This window comes from Candidatus Pelagibacter sp., from assembly GCF_052046145.1.
Lineage (GTDB): Bacteria > Pseudomonadota > Alphaproteobacteria > Pelagibacterales > Pelagibacteraceae > Pelagibacter.
The window spans coordinates 943,327-957,371 of sequence record NZ_JBNGZR010000001.1; the positions used below are offsets into that span (position 1 = coordinate 943,327).

A 14,045-nucleotide genomic window follows, 5' to 3' on the forward strand; every position below is an offset into this window, starting at 1 on the left:
GTGTCAAAAATTAAATTAAGCAGAGAGTTTATTAAAAGTACCGTTAAGCTTGCATTGAATGAAGATCTTTACCCTTTAGGAGATATCACTTCAAGTCTAATTAATGATGAAAAAGTAGTAACAATTAAATTAATAGCAAATCAAAATGCACTTATTGGAGGATTGTTATTTGCTAAACAAACTTTTGCATTAATTGATGATAAAATAAAATTCATTATTAAGAAAAGAGATGGTTCAAAAGTAAAAAAAGGTTCCTTAGTTGCTTTGATTAAAGGAAAGGCAAAAAATATTTTAATTGCCGAAAGAGTTGCTTTGAATTTTTTATCTCACATCTCTGGAATAGCAACTAAAACAAATGAGTTTGTTAAATTAGCTGGAAAAAAAACCAAAATTTGTTGTACAAGAAAAACAATTCCAAATTTAAGAGTTATCCAAAAATATGCTGTTAAATTAGGAGGAGGCACAAATCATAGATTTAATTTAAGTGATGAGTATTTAATTAAAGATAATCATGTAGCAAGCTCAGATTTAAAAACTTTAGTTTTAAAGGCTATAAAAAATAGAAAAGGAAAAAAAATTACTGTTGAAGTTGATACAATAAATCAACTTAAATCAATATTAGGTCTAAAATTTAATACTGTTCTACTAGACAACATGAGTATTAAAAAATTAAAAAATAGTGTTAAAATTGCTAGAAAGTATTACCAAACTGAAGCTTCAGGTAATGTTACTTTAAAGACTGTCAAAGCAATCGCATCTACTGGAGTTAATAGAATTTCTGTTGGAAGCATTACACACAGTGCTCCTGCCGTTGACTTTAAGTTAGAAATCTAATTTACAAACTTAGATAAGTCCGGTTTAAAATAGTTAGGACCTTTCATAACTTTTCCAGACTCGTTGTAAATTGGTTTTCCATTTTCATCTAACTTACTCATGTTGGAATTTTGGACCTCATCAAAACATTTATCCAAATCAATTCCAAAGGCGTGCCCTGCTCCATAAGTTACATATAATATGTCTGTTAGCGCATCAGCTACTTCCAATAAATCCTTGTTATTCATAGCTTCTGTAAGCTCTTCTAGTTCCTCTTTGATTAAGTCTAACCTTAATTTATTTATTTTATCAGTACTAAATGATGGTTTCGTTTTAACTTCCTGACCAAAAGTTTTCATAAATGTACCTACTTTGCTAAAATTCGACATAATGCTCCTGTATGTTTTTAAAAATTTATTGTATGTTAATAATTATTTGTTACTTAAAAATTAATCAATGAAATTAAGAAAAGAATTTGACAGTATTGGAAGCATAAATGTCCCAAATGATAAATATTGGGGTGCATCTACTCAAAGATCTAATAAATTTTTTAATATAGGTAAAATTTTAGTTAGTATTTCAATCATTAAATCAATTGCAATTATCAAGAGATCTGCTGCAATAGTTCATTCAAAAGACAAATTAATTGATAACAAAATTTCTAAAGCAATAATTAAAGCATCTGATGAAGTAATTAAAGGTAAGTTAGATGAAAATTTTCCTTTGAAAGTTTGGCAAACAGGTTCTGGTACGCAAACAAATATGAACGTTAATGAGGTAATTGCAAATAGAGCAATAGAAATTTTAGGTGGAAAAAAGGGTACAAAAAAGCCAGTTCATCCAAACGATCATGTAAACAAATCTCAATCTACAAATGATGTTTTTCCAACTGCAATGCACATCTCTATTGCTAAAGAAACTATTTCCAAAATGCTACCAAGCTTAAAAATTTTAGAAAAGGAACTAAAAAGAAAATCCAATGAATTTAAAAACATAGTTAAAATTGGAAGAACTCATTTACAAGATGCTACTCCACTTTCTCTTGGACAAGAGTTTTCAGGATATCATTTTCAAGTTAAAAAAAGTATTGAAAGAATAGAATATGCTTTAAAAGAAATACTATTTCTTGCTCAAGGAGGTACTGCTGTTGGCACAGGAATAAATTCGAAGAAAAATTTTGATAAAAAAATTGTAAAAGAAATTGCTAAATTTACAAAAATCAAATTCAAACCAGCTCCAAATAAATTTGCTGAACTTGCTGCTCATGATGCAATTGTAAACTTTTCAGGAACTTTAAACACTTGTGCAGTTGCTTTAATGAAAATATCTAATGATATTCGTTTTTTAGGCTCTGGCCCAAGGGCTGGATATGGAGAATTAATCTTACCTGAAAATGAACCAGGCTCTTCTATAATGCCAGGGAAAGTTAATCCAACACAATGTGAAGCTGTTACTATGGTTTGCGTAAAAGTAATTGGAAACCATAATGGTATAACTATGGCGGGATCTCATGGTCATTTCGAGCTAAATGTTTTTAAACCTTTAATTGCTCATAATATCTTACAATCAATCGACTTGATTGCTGACAGTACAAAAAATTTTGCTCAATATTGTGTCAAAGGAATAAAAGCTAATAAAAAGAAAATCCAAGAACATCTAGATAATTCGCTTATGCTAGTAACTGCTTTAGCTCCTCATATTGGTTACGATAATGCAGCAAAGATAGCAAAAACTGCACTCAAAAATAATACTACTTTAAAACATGAAACTTTGAAATCAGGATTAATAAACGAAAAAAATTACAATAAAATTGTTAATCCTAAAAAAATGATCTATCCAGCGTAACTTTTAATTGCTTGATTCAATAGATTTTTAAAATAAATTCTGTTTTGTAAATCATCTTTTTTTAAAATCACATTATTTAAAATTTTATTTACATTTTGGTTTATTTTATTATCAATTTTTATATCTTTTAACTCAGCTACATTTTGATCAAAATTATAAGTAAAATTAAAATCAATTTGTTTTATCTGATTTCTATAATTTTTTGGTGTTAGCAAAAATTTGTATATCTTATTATAATCATTTAAAATAATATTTATTTTTCCATCCAAAACTAATTCTCCATCTCTAACAAAAATTAAACTTTCCAACAATTCAAAATTTGCAATATCTTTCCATTTAAATTTTGTATTATCTACATCAATTAAACCTGCTTGAATTTTTGAATTTAAATAAATATTTCTAAAATTGGAATTATTTAGCACATTGTCTGCATTTATATTTAATTTTAAATCAATATTTTTATTATTAAAAATTTCAGTTTTTAAAAGTTGAGCAATTAATGCATTGGAACCAAACAAATAATTTAAATTAATTTTATCTAAATTACCCTCTAAATATGCATAAAAAGGTTTAAAGTTAAATTTTCCTTTGTAATTAAGTTTTGGTTGATCTTTTTTATCAAAAATATGAAATTCGAAAGAATTTTTTTCAATTCTATATTCAGCAGTTCTTTTTAATTTGTTTGAAGAAAAGTGTGATACCCCTATTTTTTTTTCATTTTCAATATTTAATTCATTTTCAATTTTAAGTTTAAATAAATCGAGATTTATTAGTGAAAAATATTTATTTTTGTCTTTACCAAAAAAAGATTTTATCGAAAAAGGAATATTAAATATTTCATTCTCTGAATAAAAAATATTTTTTGTTTCTTTTGCATCATAAGAATACTTCATTTTATAAATTTTACTAATAAACAAAACATCACTCTCCAATTTTCTAAAAAAAATATTACTATCCTTTATTATTAAATTTGCCTTTTTAAAATTTTTATTAAGCAATTCTAAAAAAAAATTATAATTTTTTGTATTAAGGTTAAAATTAGCTTTTTCTAAAGTTAAATCTCTTACTTCAATATTTTTAAATGAAAAAAGATTGTCGAAAGATATATAAATTTTTAATTTGCTAATTTTTGAAATTTCGTTTTCATTAATAAAAATTTTTGAGCCTGTAGTTATGAAGTGAGGTCTTGGAAAAAAATTATATTTTATTTTTTGGGAAAATTTAAAATTTAAATCAAATTTACCTAGTAGTTCTCCTTTTAACCTTTTTGAAATATCACTTTGATTATAAAAAGTAGGCAGCAACAAATAAGATATAAAAATTACAAAAAGTGCGACAAAAGTTAAAATTATTTTATTATTTTTAAATAAAAAGCTAATATTTTTTGAATTTAACTTGTTTAAATTTTTTTCTAAGAGATTATTAATAAAATTACTTATGTTTTTTAAATATTTTAAAAAAAAATTTTTTTTGCTCATTATAATCAAGAAAGCTTATAAAGTATTATTTTAAATGATAAACAAAGATTATTTAAAAAATTTAAATGGTGCCCAAAAAGAAGCTGTTCTACATCTTGACGGCCCTCTTTTAATTGTGGCTGGAGCTGGTTCTGGCAAAACAAAAGTTTTGACCTCTAGAATTGCCAATATTATTAAAGAAAAAAAAGCATTTCCAAATCAAATCTTAGCGGTCACATTTACTAACAAGGCTGCTAAAGAAATGCAAAATAGAGTAAGTAATATTCTGGGCTCTACAGCAGTTGGACTTTCCTGGCTTGGTACATTTCATTCTATTTGCGCAAAATTATTAAGAAAGCATGCCACTGCAGCTAACTTAAATTCTAATTTTACTATTGTTGATGCAGACGATCAAATCAGACTTATCAAAAATATTTGTAAAGCAGAAAATATTGATATCAAACAGTTGTCACCAAGATTTATATTAGCAATAATTGATCGTTGGAAAAATAAAGGATTTTATCCGAATGAAGTAGTAATAAATAAAAAAGATCTTTATGAAAAAACAATTCTTCCACTATATAAAATTTATCAACAAAAATTAACTGACTTAAACTCTTGTGACTTTGGTGACCTTATATTACATGCTGTAAAAATTTTAGAATTTAATTCAGATATCAGAGAAATATATTCAAAAAATTTTAAATATATTCTTGTTGATGAGTATCAAGATACTAACTTTATACAAAGTAAATGGCTTAAACTATTGTCAGAAAAAAATAAAAATATTTGTTGTGTTGGAGATGATGACCAGTCGATTTACAGCTGGAGAGGAGCAGAGATTAAAAATTTTTTAGAATTTGATCAAGTTTATGAAAATACAAAAGTAATTAGATTAGAAAAAAATTATAGATCCTCGCAAAATATTTTAACAGTTGCCTCAAATCTTATTTCTAACAATCAAAAAAGAGTTGGCAAAACATTAATTACAACTATGGATGAAGGGGATTTAGTTAAACTAAACTGTTTTAAAAATGGTAGAGATGAAGCAATTGGAATTTCGGACGAAATAGAGAAAAATATTAAAAAAAAATTTTCATATAATAACATCGCAATCCTAGTAAGAGCTATTTTTCAAACACGTGAGTTTGAAGAACGTTTCCTTAAAATTGGTATGCCTTATAGAATATTAGGAGGTACAAAATTTTATGAAAGAGCTGAAATTAAGGATTGCGTAGCTTATCTAAGATTAATTTACCAAGAAAAAGATGATCTTGCTTTTGAAAGAATTGTAAATAATCCAAAAAGATCAATTGGTGATAGTACTTTAAAAAATATTCATGAGTATGCAAAAGAAAATAATTTAAACTTAGAAAGAGCATCAAATAAAATGCTTGAGCAAAATTTAATAAAACCAAAAGCTAAAATTGGTTTAAATTCATTTATAAATTCTTTAATTAAATGGAGAAATGATTTTGCAATAAAAAAATCAAATCATATCAAATTATTACAAACAGTTTTAGATGAGTCTGGATACTCAGCAATGTTAAAAAATAAAAAAGATTTGGATAATGAAAATAGACTAGAAAATATCAAAGAATTATTAAGTGCTATGAAGGAGTTTGATAATTTAGAAAGTTTTTTAGAACATGTATCTCTAGCAACTTCAGTTGATCAAGAGTGGGATGGTGAAAAAATAAACATGATGACAATGCACGCTGCAAAAGGATTGGAATTTGATGTAGTTTTTTTACCAGGTTGGGAAGAAGGATTATTTCCACATCAAAAGTCTATTGAGGAAAAAGGACAAAATGGTTTAGAAGAAGAAAGACGTTTAGCTTATGTTGGAATTACCAGGGCAAAGAAAAAAGCTATAATTTCCTTTTCGATGAATAGATTTTATCAGGGTGACTGGATAGATAGTATGGCCTCAAGATTTATAGATGAACTGCCTGAAAAAAACTTAGAGAAAAACTCATTTTTTGATGAAGAAATAGATAATGATGAAGATTTCGAGTTTAATCAAGATTTTGAAATTGAAGAAGGAACTAGAAGCCCAGGGTGGATAAGATACCAAAAGAGAATAAAATGAAACAACATATTAGAATATTAAGAAAAAAATTTGAAAAACATAAAATTGATGGATACGTAGTACCAAAAAATGATGATTATTTTACAGAATATTCAAAAATTAATAGATTAAAAATTATCTCAAATTTTAGTGGTTCAGCTGGTTTAGCAGTTATATTAAAAAATAAAAACTATTTATTTACTGATGGAAGATACACGATTCAAAGTCAAGCTGAGAGTGGAAAAAATTTTAATATTTATGGATTTGAAAAATTAATAAACTGTAATTTATTTAAAAATTTAACTTTAGGTATTGATCCAAAATTATTTACTAACTCTCAAATTAAAAGTTTTTTTTTAAAAAATAATAAAATTAAAGTAATAAATAAAAATCTAATAGATGAAATTAAAAAACCAAAAGACTACTTAAATATTCCTTTTTTTTCGTTGAATAAAAATATAGTTGGTGAAACTGTCAATTCTAAAATTAATAAAATTTCAAAATATTTAAAAAAAAATAAATCAGATTATATTTTTATAAGTGCACCTGAAAATGTTGCATGGATATTAAATATTAGAGGAGGAGATGGTCCAAATAGCCCAATTCCTAATTCAAGATTAATAATAAGTAAAACCAAAAAAATATTATTAATTAGTAAAAAAGAAAAATGCAAAAAATTAATAAAAAATAAAATTATCAAGTTAAATCAGTTCTTAGAAACTAATGAACTGCCAAATGAAATACTTAAAATTAAGGGTAAAAAGTTCATAATTGATGATAAATCATGTTCAATATTCTATGAAAATTTAATAAATTCCAAATTTAAAATTGTTAGCAGAGAAGATCCTACCTATTTTTTAAAAGCAATTAAAAATAAAGTAGAGATTAATAATATGATTAATACCCATATATTAGATGGTGTTGCTTTAACAAAATTTATCTATTGGATAAAAAAAATTAATAAAAAAAAAATAAATGAAGTAGAAGCAGCAGAAAAATTAGAAAAATTTAGAAAAATGAATAATAATTTTCTTTATCCCAGTTTTGATACAATTGCAGGCTCAGGAAAAAATGGTGCTATTGTTCATTATCGTGCAGAGAAAAAAAACTGTAGAAATATAAATAAAAAAGATATTTTTTTATGCGACTCAGGTGGACAATATAAATATGGTACAACAGACGTAACTAGAACAATTTGTTTTACTAATCAAAGCCAAAAAATAAAAAATATTTATACCAAAGTTTTAAAAGGTCATATTGCTGTAGCTACAACAAATATAAATAAATACAATATTGGTAGAAAAATCGATAAAAGAGCAAGAAAATTCCTTAATGAAAGTAATTTAGATTATGCTCATGGCACTGGACATGGAGTTGGTTTTTTTCTAAATGTTCATGAAGGACCACAATCAATTACAAAGATTAATAAGGTCAAAATAAAACCAGGAATGATTTTAAGTAATGAGCCAGGTTATTATAAAAAAAACCATTTTGGAATACGTATTGAGAATTTAGTTTATGTTAAGAAGAAGAATAGAAAAATATATTTTGAAAATTTAACGATGGCACCTATTGAAAAAGATTTGATTAATTTTGATTTATTAACTACTTTTGAAAAAAATTATCTATTCAAGTATCATTTAAAAATTTACTCAAAAATATCAGAATATTTAAATCAAAATGAAAAAAAATGGTTAGCTAGTTTTATTTAGCATCTCCATAAATTCATCTTGGTTTATTATTTTAATATTAAGCTGTTTAGCGCTATCTAATTTTCTTTTAGTTGGTTTATCCCCAACAATTAGATAATTTAATCTATTTGAAACACTGCTAACTGTAATTCCTGAATTTTCTTCAATTAATGATTTAACCTCAGCTCTACTAATACCATTTAACTTTCCTGTTACTAAAAACGATTTATCTTTTAATAGCCCATTATTCTGTATAGTTGTAGCATTTTTAATTTCTAATACTTTTCCTAATTCATTTAAAACTTTATAATTTATTTCATTAGAAAAAAAACTCTTAAGAGAATTAATTTGAGTTTCACCAATTCCATCTATGTTTAATAAGTCTTTATAATTTTCAATTTTTGGCAAATTTTTAAAATTCAAATAAGAAATGAAATGCTTAGATAATAATTTTGCATTCTCTAATCCTATATGCCGAATTCCTAAAGAAAATATAAATCTTTCCAGAGAAATTTTTTTTTTTTGATTTATGGAATACTTTAAATTTTCTACCGAGAGTCTTCCCCAGCCTTCAAGTTTTTCAATTTTATCATAATTTAATTTAAATATATCATGTGGAAATTTAATTAATTTTAATTTCCAAAATAGCTCAATTATTTTTTTCCCAAGACCATCTATATTAAAAGCTTCTTTTGATACAAAATGTTTCAATTTTTCAATTGAAATTTTATCACATAAAAAACCCTCACTTGAGCATCTTCTAACAGCATCAGTTTTTTTTGTTATCTTATTAAATTCTTTTATAGTTTTAGAGCCACAAGAAGGACATTTGTTTGGAAAAATAAATTTATTACTTTTTTTTGGTCTTTTAGTTTTATCTACAGACAAAATATGAGGTATAACATCCCCTGCTCTTTCAACTATGACAGTATCTCCTACCCTTATATCTTTTCTGGTGATTTCGTCTTCATTATGAAGTGTTGCATTAGAAACAACAACACCTCCTATGTTAACAGGTTTAATTTTAGCAACGGGTGTTAAAGCTCCAGTTCTCCCAATTTGAATTTCTATATTCGTAACTAAAGAGATAGCTTTGTTAGAGGAAAATTTATGAGCTATAGCCCATCTTGGTGCATTAGCCACATTTCCTAATCTTTTTTGAAGCGTAAAATCATTAACTTTATAAACTATTCCATCTATGTCAAAATCTAATTTTGTTCTTTCCTTTTCTACTAAATCATAATTTTTTATTAAATTTTTTGTTCCAAAAATTAATTTATTCAATGGATTAGTTTTAAATCCCCATTCTTTTAACTTAACAAGATAATCAGTTTGATTATCTACTTTTAAACCTTTTTCATACCCAAAAGTATATGCGATAAATCTCAAAGGAATTTTTTTTGTGTCTTCTGGATTTTTTTGTCTTAAAGATCCTGATGCTGCGTTTCTTGGGTTTGCAAATTTTTCTTTAAAATTATCAAAATCTTTATTTTGTATAAATACTTCTCCTCTTATATCTATATCTTCTGGAAAATCTTTAGTTTTAATTATTTTTGGAATATCTTTTATTGTTTCTAAATTTGCAGTTATATCCTCACCTTCTTTACCATCTCCTCTAGACAAGCCTTTTTTTAATTTTCCATTTTCATAAGTAAGAGAAGCAGATATTCCATCAATTTTAGGCTCTGCACTGTAAGAAAGTTTAAAGTTGCTGTCTTTTGATAGAAAATTTAATATTTTTTTTTCAAAGTTTATTAAATCATCTTCCGTAAATGCATTTGATAATGAAAGCATAGGAACTCTGTGTAAATCTTTATTAAAGTTTTTAGAGGGTTTGTGACCAACTATTTTTGAAGGCGAATTTTTTGATTTTAGAAAATTATATTTTTTCTCTAAAAATAAAATTTTTTCTTTTAATTCATCGTACTCACTATCGGAAATTAAGGAATTGCTTTCATTATAATAAGATTCATTATATTTGCTGATTAATTTAATTTTCTTTTTATACTGATTTTGAATCTCTTTTTTATTCATCTGATTCTAAAAGAGATTTCGCTTTTGTTAGAATGGAATTCTTATTTTTTTTAATTCTTTTAGCTCTTTTTTTTTTATACATCTCGTCAAATACGCCATAAGACATCTCATACCATTCAGAGGATTGATAATTATAACCTAAAAGTTTTGCATATTTTTTAGCTTCATCTTTTAATCCTATTGTATAATGAACCTCTACTAATCTATGTAAAGCCTCTTCAACATATATAGTTGTATCATATTCATCAACTACAGTTTTAAAACGATTTATTGCAGCAATCCATTTTTGTTTTTCAAAATAATATCTTCCAACATACATTTCCTTTGATGCTAAAATATCATTTATAAGTTCTATCTTAAATTTAGCATCTAAAGCATATTCAGAATTAGGGTAATTTTTAATAACTAAATTAAAATTTTCTTTAGCATTATTTATTGATTGTAAATCTTTTTTTTCATCAACAATTTGTTCATAGTAACAAATTGCAAGAAGATAATTAGCATAATCAATATTTTTGTGATTTGGATATATTTTGTTGAATCTTAATAATTCAGCAATTGCATCCCCATAGTAATCTTGAATATAGTAAGAATATGCAGCCATCAATGCTGATTTAGGTGCCCATTCTGATTGTGGAAATAAAATTTCAGCTTCATTAAATTTTTTTGCAGCAAAAAGAACATCACCACTTTCTAAAGATTTTTTACCTTCACTGTAAGCCTCATATACTTGAAGATCTAAACTTTTTTCTTTTATTATAGATTTTTTAGTTTCTTTTTTTGCACAGGAAATAAATAAAAAACTTAAAATAATTAAATATAAACAAATTTTAATTTTCATTTAAAAATAGCGAATTTAAAAGATATTCTTAAAGTTATATATGCATTTATGCTATAGATCTTAATAAATTTCTATTTATTAATGTATGTGGGAGGCTCTTTTCTTTGATTTCTAATATTGAAAAATTTTCTTTATTTTGAAAGACTTTTCTTAATAATTGATTAGTTAAATAATGGCCTCCTCTAGAACATTTTATCGAGGCAATTATTCTATATCCTGATGTATAAAGATCACCAATACAGTCTAGTATTTTGTGATTCACAAACTCTTTTTTATTTCTCAATCCCTCTGGATTTAAAATTTCCTTATCTTTAACTACAATAGCATTTTCTAAACTACCACCTTTTGCAAGCCCATTTTTTTTTATTAACTCTATATCTTCAAATAAACAAAAAGTTCTGGAATTATATATATCAGTTAAATCATCTTCAAAAACTTTTACTTTGTTTCTTTGATTCCCAATGATTGGGTTATGATAATTTAATTCAAAATCAATATCGAGACTTAGGGTTGAAGGTTTAATCAAGATAAACCTTTTGCCATCAGAAAATTCAATTTCTTTTTTTATTTTAATAATTTTAATAGGTTCATTGCTTACTTCAATTCCTGCTGAAATAATTTTTTTAATAAATATTTTTGCTGATCCATCTAGTATCGGAACTTCATCGTTATCAATCTCAACAATTACATTATCAATACCTAAACCAAACAAAGCACACATCAAATGCTCAATAGTAGAAATTCTTACACCAAATTCATTTTCAACAGTTGTGTTTAATGAAGTATTTGTCACGTTCATGAAATTTGGATAAACTAAATTATTTTTATCTAAATCTACTCTTTTAAAAATAATTCCAGAGTTAGGCTCTGCAGGTGTAAGACTAACATTTACATTTAATCCACTATGTAAGGCAACTCCACTAAACGAAACTTTATTTTTTATAGTTTTTTGAGTTAAATACGACACTCATCTTTATTAAATCCATTTAAAATAAAATTAAAAACAACTAATGTTACGATAAAAAACAAAACTAACTAAATAATTGAAAAAATTTTTCAAAAAAGCCCTCTTTTTTGACATTTTTTGATACAATAGATATCTCATTTGTATTGTGGCCCAGTTGTGACTTATATGCCATTTCAGAAAGTTCAATTTTTTCCTCTTTAAATAAACTTCGTATATAATTTTGATTTAAATAATTAGTAGTCTTTATATGAAAGTTTTCTAAAATTTTTTCTATCTCCAAAATAAAATTATTAGGTAAGGATATAAATTGTGTTTCTATACCTAAATTTTTACAATTCATATCAAATTTAAATTTATCAGAATATTTTTCATCAAATAAATAACTAATTATATGCATATGTAGGATTTTGTAATCTTGATAATTTTCATTAATTAAATCCTTTAATTCAAAAAGTGAATTTTCAAGAAATTTTTTAGAAATAATGTTCTCATAATTTTTTTTTTTTAAACCTACATTAATTTTGAGAATATTTTCACTCTCAATAATTAAAATTATATTTTTTATGAATTTTCCTAATAATTTTTCAATCTTAAAAATATTATTATCAAGAAATTTCTTTAAAATATAAAAATCAAAGAAAACATTATCATTTTCTAAATCTTGTTCTTTAAAATATAAATTTTTTAATTTTTTTTTATCCAGTAAATAAATACCAATTTTTTTAGGTGATATACTCAAATATGTTTCAAAATCTAATTCGTCAATCATTAAATATAATTTGGCCTTGAACTCTGGCATCTATTATTGAATTGTTTTTAAGGTTTTTATTGACTAAAAATTCAAATATATAATCTAAAGAATTTTTTGAATTTATCATAGGTAATTTTATAACTATATTATTATATTCTATATCCCATCTTTTAGATGGAAAAAAATAAAAACTATCTATCTCATTATAAGAGAATTTTGACTCATCAATAATTTTTTTAAAATCTAAAAATTCTTGAATTTTTGGTTTACCAAATATAAAAGGTAATTCTTGATTTTGAGAAATTATTTCAGAAAGTTTACCATTTGAGCCTATAAATAATATTTTCCCATTTTGATTAATTTTTGCAAGAGATTGAGTTTTCTTAATTTTTATATCTAGAGTAGACGGATATATTTTAGAAATTTTATAATTTTCAATTAAAGTATTAATTTCTAATATATTTTTAATCTGATTTTTATTTAAAAAAAAAATATTTTTTAATTTTAAATTATTGATTTTATTTATAATCTCTCTATTACTTTTTTCATCTAAGCCTGAGACTATTATTTTATTTATATTTAATAATTGAATGTTATTAAAATTGATATTATTTATAGAGCCAAATAAAAATAGTAGAAAAAAATAAATTAATACTTGTTTACCTTTTCGTTGATGCATCTTTCAAAATCCAATCAATTAATTTAATAAAATTTATTCCCTTAAACGCTGCTATTTCAGGTACAAGAGAAAGTTTTGTCATTCCTGGTTGAGTATTTATTTCTAGAAGATAAAATTTACCATTTTTGAATTTAAAATCAGATCTTGTTATCCCTTTACATCCAATTAATTTGTGTGCTTTCAAAGACATGCTTAATACTTCATTTAATCTGCTCTTTGGTAAATCTACAGGAATTATATGTTTTGTTTTCGCGCTGGTATTGTATTTAGCCTTGTAATCATAAAACTTTCTTTTTGGTTTTAGCTCTATTGCTCCAAGTTTTTTACTTCCCATTATTGCAACTTGAATTTCTCTTCCTCCAATAAATTCTTCAATTATAACTTTTTTATATTGCTTTATTGAATTTAGAATTTTATTTATATTTTTCTCATTGCAAATATATACGTTAACACTAGAACCTTCATTTAAAGGCTTTACTACTACTGGAAATCTTAATTTTTTTTTTATTTTTTTTATTAAATCCTCGTTTTTAACATCGTAAGAATATGTAAAAAATTTTGGTGTATTTATTTTATTTTTAATAAATATTTTTTTTGAAATTTCTTTGTCCATTGCAATAGACGACGCAATTACACCTGAATGTGTATAAGGAATTTTAAACCTCTCTAGAATAGTTTGAATATAACCATCCTCACCAAATTGGCCATGCAAAGCATTAAAAATTACATTTGGTTTAAAAAATTTAATATTTTTTTCCAAATTATTATCTGGTTCAGTGATTTTAACTCTGTAACCGTTTTTTTTAAGCTCGCCAGCAACCTGCTGCCCAGTATCAAGACTAATTAATCTCTCTTTAGAAATTCCACCTGATAGTATAAGTACTTTTTTTTTCAAT

General features: G+C 24.6%; 12 protein-coding genes. 4 read left to right on the plus strand and 8 right to left on the minus strand.

From position 1 onward, the window contains the following. Window positions 1-834 (plus strand): carboxylating nicotinate-nucleotide diphosphorylase, encoded by an 834-nt coding sequence (nadC, locus tag ACTT88_RS05115; protein WP_440908239.1) that lies wholly within the window; start codon window positions 1-3, stop codon window positions 832-834. Here the strand turns inward: nadC and ACTT88_RS05120 are convergent. Then, window positions 831-1,202 (minus strand): nucleoside triphosphate pyrophosphohydrolase family protein, encoded by a 372-nt coding sequence (locus ACTT88_RS05120; RefSeq protein WP_075505028.1) that lies wholly within the window; start codon window positions 1,200-1,202, stop codon window positions 831-833. The two genes, nadC and ACTT88_RS05120, sit on opposite strands and share 4 nt — an antisense overlap. Window positions 1,203-1,269: 67 nt before the next feature. Here ACTT88_RS05120 and fumC point away from each other — a divergent pair, with 67 nt between their 5' ends. Then, window positions 1,270-2,658, plus strand: a complete 1,389-nt coding sequence (gene fumC / locus ACTT88_RS05125; protein WP_440908240.1) for a class II fumarate hydratase — start codon at window positions 1,270-1,272, stop codon at window positions 2,656-2,658. Here fumC and ACTT88_RS05130 read toward each other — a convergent pair. Beyond that, window positions 2,646-4,136 (minus strand): hypothetical protein, encoded by a 1,491-nt coding sequence (locus ACTT88_RS05130; protein WP_440908241.1) that lies wholly within the window; start codon window positions 4,134-4,136, stop codon window positions 2,646-2,648. The two genes, fumC and ACTT88_RS05130, sit on opposite strands and share 13 nt — an antisense overlap. Before the next feature lie 34 nt (window positions 4,137-4,170). On the opposite strand from ACTT88_RS05130, the gene ACTT88_RS05135 reads away from it, so the two are divergent. Both ACTT88_RS05135 and ACTT88_RS05140 read left to right on the plus strand, forming a co-directional pair. Then, complete coding sequence (locus ACTT88_RS05135) at window positions 4,171-6,207, plus strand: ATP-dependent helicase (RefSeq protein WP_440908242.1); 2,037 nt, start codon at window positions 4,171-4,173, stop codon at window positions 6,205-6,207. Further along, the gene (locus tag ACTT88_RS05140) at window positions 6,204-7,898 is read left to right on the plus strand and encodes a M24 family metallopeptidase (RefSeq protein ID WP_440908243.1); all 1,695 of its coding nucleotides are present in this window, start codon (window positions 6,204-6,206) and stop codon (window positions 7,896-7,898) included. The genes ACTT88_RS05135 and ACTT88_RS05140 overlap by 4 nt, the downstream gene beginning before the upstream one ends. Here the strand turns inward: ACTT88_RS05140 and ligA are convergent. From ligA to ACTT88_RS05170, 6 genes are all read right to left on the minus strand, one after another. Next, window positions 7,881-9,911 (minus strand): NAD-dependent DNA ligase LigA, encoded by a 2,031-nt coding sequence (gene ligA / locus ACTT88_RS05145; protein WP_440908244.1) that lies wholly within the window; start codon window positions 9,909-9,911, stop codon window positions 7,881-7,883. The genes ACTT88_RS05140 and ligA overlap by 18 nt on opposite strands. Next, on the minus strand, window positions 9,904-10,752 hold the full coding sequence (locus ACTT88_RS05150; RefSeq protein ID WP_440908245.1) for an outer membrane protein assembly factor BamD: 849 nt from the start codon (window positions 10,750-10,752) through the stop codon (window positions 9,904-9,906). Before ACTT88_RS05150 ends, ligA begins: the two co-directional genes overlap by 8 nt. Window positions 10,753-10,798: 46 nt before the next feature. Beyond that, window positions 10,799-11,719: a UDP-3-O-acyl-N-acetylglucosamine deacetylase gene (gene lpxC, locus ACTT88_RS05155; protein ID WP_440908246.1), complete on the minus strand. Its 921-nt coding sequence runs from the start codon at window positions 11,717-11,719 to the stop codon at window positions 10,799-10,801. A gap of 64 nt (window positions 11,720-11,783) precedes the next feature. After that, on the minus strand, window positions 11,784-12,488 hold the full coding sequence (locus tag ACTT88_RS05160) for a hypothetical protein (protein ID WP_440908247.1): 705 nt from the start codon (window positions 12,486-12,488) through the stop codon (window positions 11,784-11,786). After that, on the minus strand, window positions 12,481-13,149 hold the full coding sequence (locus tag ACTT88_RS05165; RefSeq protein WP_440908248.1) for a cell division protein FtsQ/DivIB: 669 nt from the start codon (window positions 13,147-13,149) through the stop codon (window positions 12,481-12,483). Before ACTT88_RS05165 ends, ACTT88_RS05160 begins: the two co-directional genes overlap by 8 nt. Next, window positions 13,130-14,044 (minus strand): D-alanine--D-alanine ligase, encoded by a 915-nt coding sequence (locus ACTT88_RS05170; protein WP_440908249.1) that lies wholly within the window; start codon window positions 14,042-14,044, stop codon window positions 13,130-13,132. Before ACTT88_RS05170 ends, ACTT88_RS05165 begins: the two co-directional genes overlap by 20 nt. Window position 14,045 lies beyond the last annotated feature (1 nt).

Excerpts from the sequence above, each read along its gene's own strand:
- ACTT88_RS05140 (WP_440908243.1), top strand. The coding sequence starts at position 6,204 with ATGAAACAACATATTAGAATATTAAGAAAAAAATTTGAAAAACATAAA.
- fumC (WP_440908240.1), top strand. The coding sequence starts at position 1,270 with ATGAAATTAAGAAAAGAATTTGACAGTATTGGAAGCATAAATGTCCCA.
- ligA (WP_440908244.1), bottom strand. The coding sequence starts at position 9,911 with ATGAATAAAAAAGAGATTCAAAATCAGTATAAAAAGAAAATTAAATTA.
- ACTT88_RS05165 (WP_440908248.1), bottom strand. The coding sequence starts at position 13,149 with ATGCATCAACGAAAAGGTAAACAAGTATTAATTTATTTTTTTCTACTA.
- ACTT88_RS05135 (WP_440908242.1), top strand. The coding sequence starts at position 4,171 with ATGATAAACAAAGATTATTTAAAAAATTTAAATGGTGCCCAAAAAGAA.
- ACTT88_RS05150 (WP_440908245.1), bottom strand. The coding sequence starts at position 10,752 with ATGAAAATTAAAATTTGTTTATATTTAATTATTTTAAGTTTTTTATTT.
- ACTT88_RS05120 (WP_075505028.1), bottom strand. The coding sequence starts at position 1,202 with ATGTCGAATTTTAGCAAAGTAGGTACATTTATGAAAACTTTTGGTCAG.
- ACTT88_RS05160 (WP_440908247.1), bottom strand. The coding sequence starts at position 12,488 with ATGATTGACGAATTAGATTTTGAAACATATTTGAGTATATCACCTAAA.
- ACTT88_RS05130 (WP_440908241.1), bottom strand. The coding sequence starts at position 4,136 with ATGAGCAAAAAAAATTTTTTTTTAAAATATTTAAAAAACATAAGTAAT.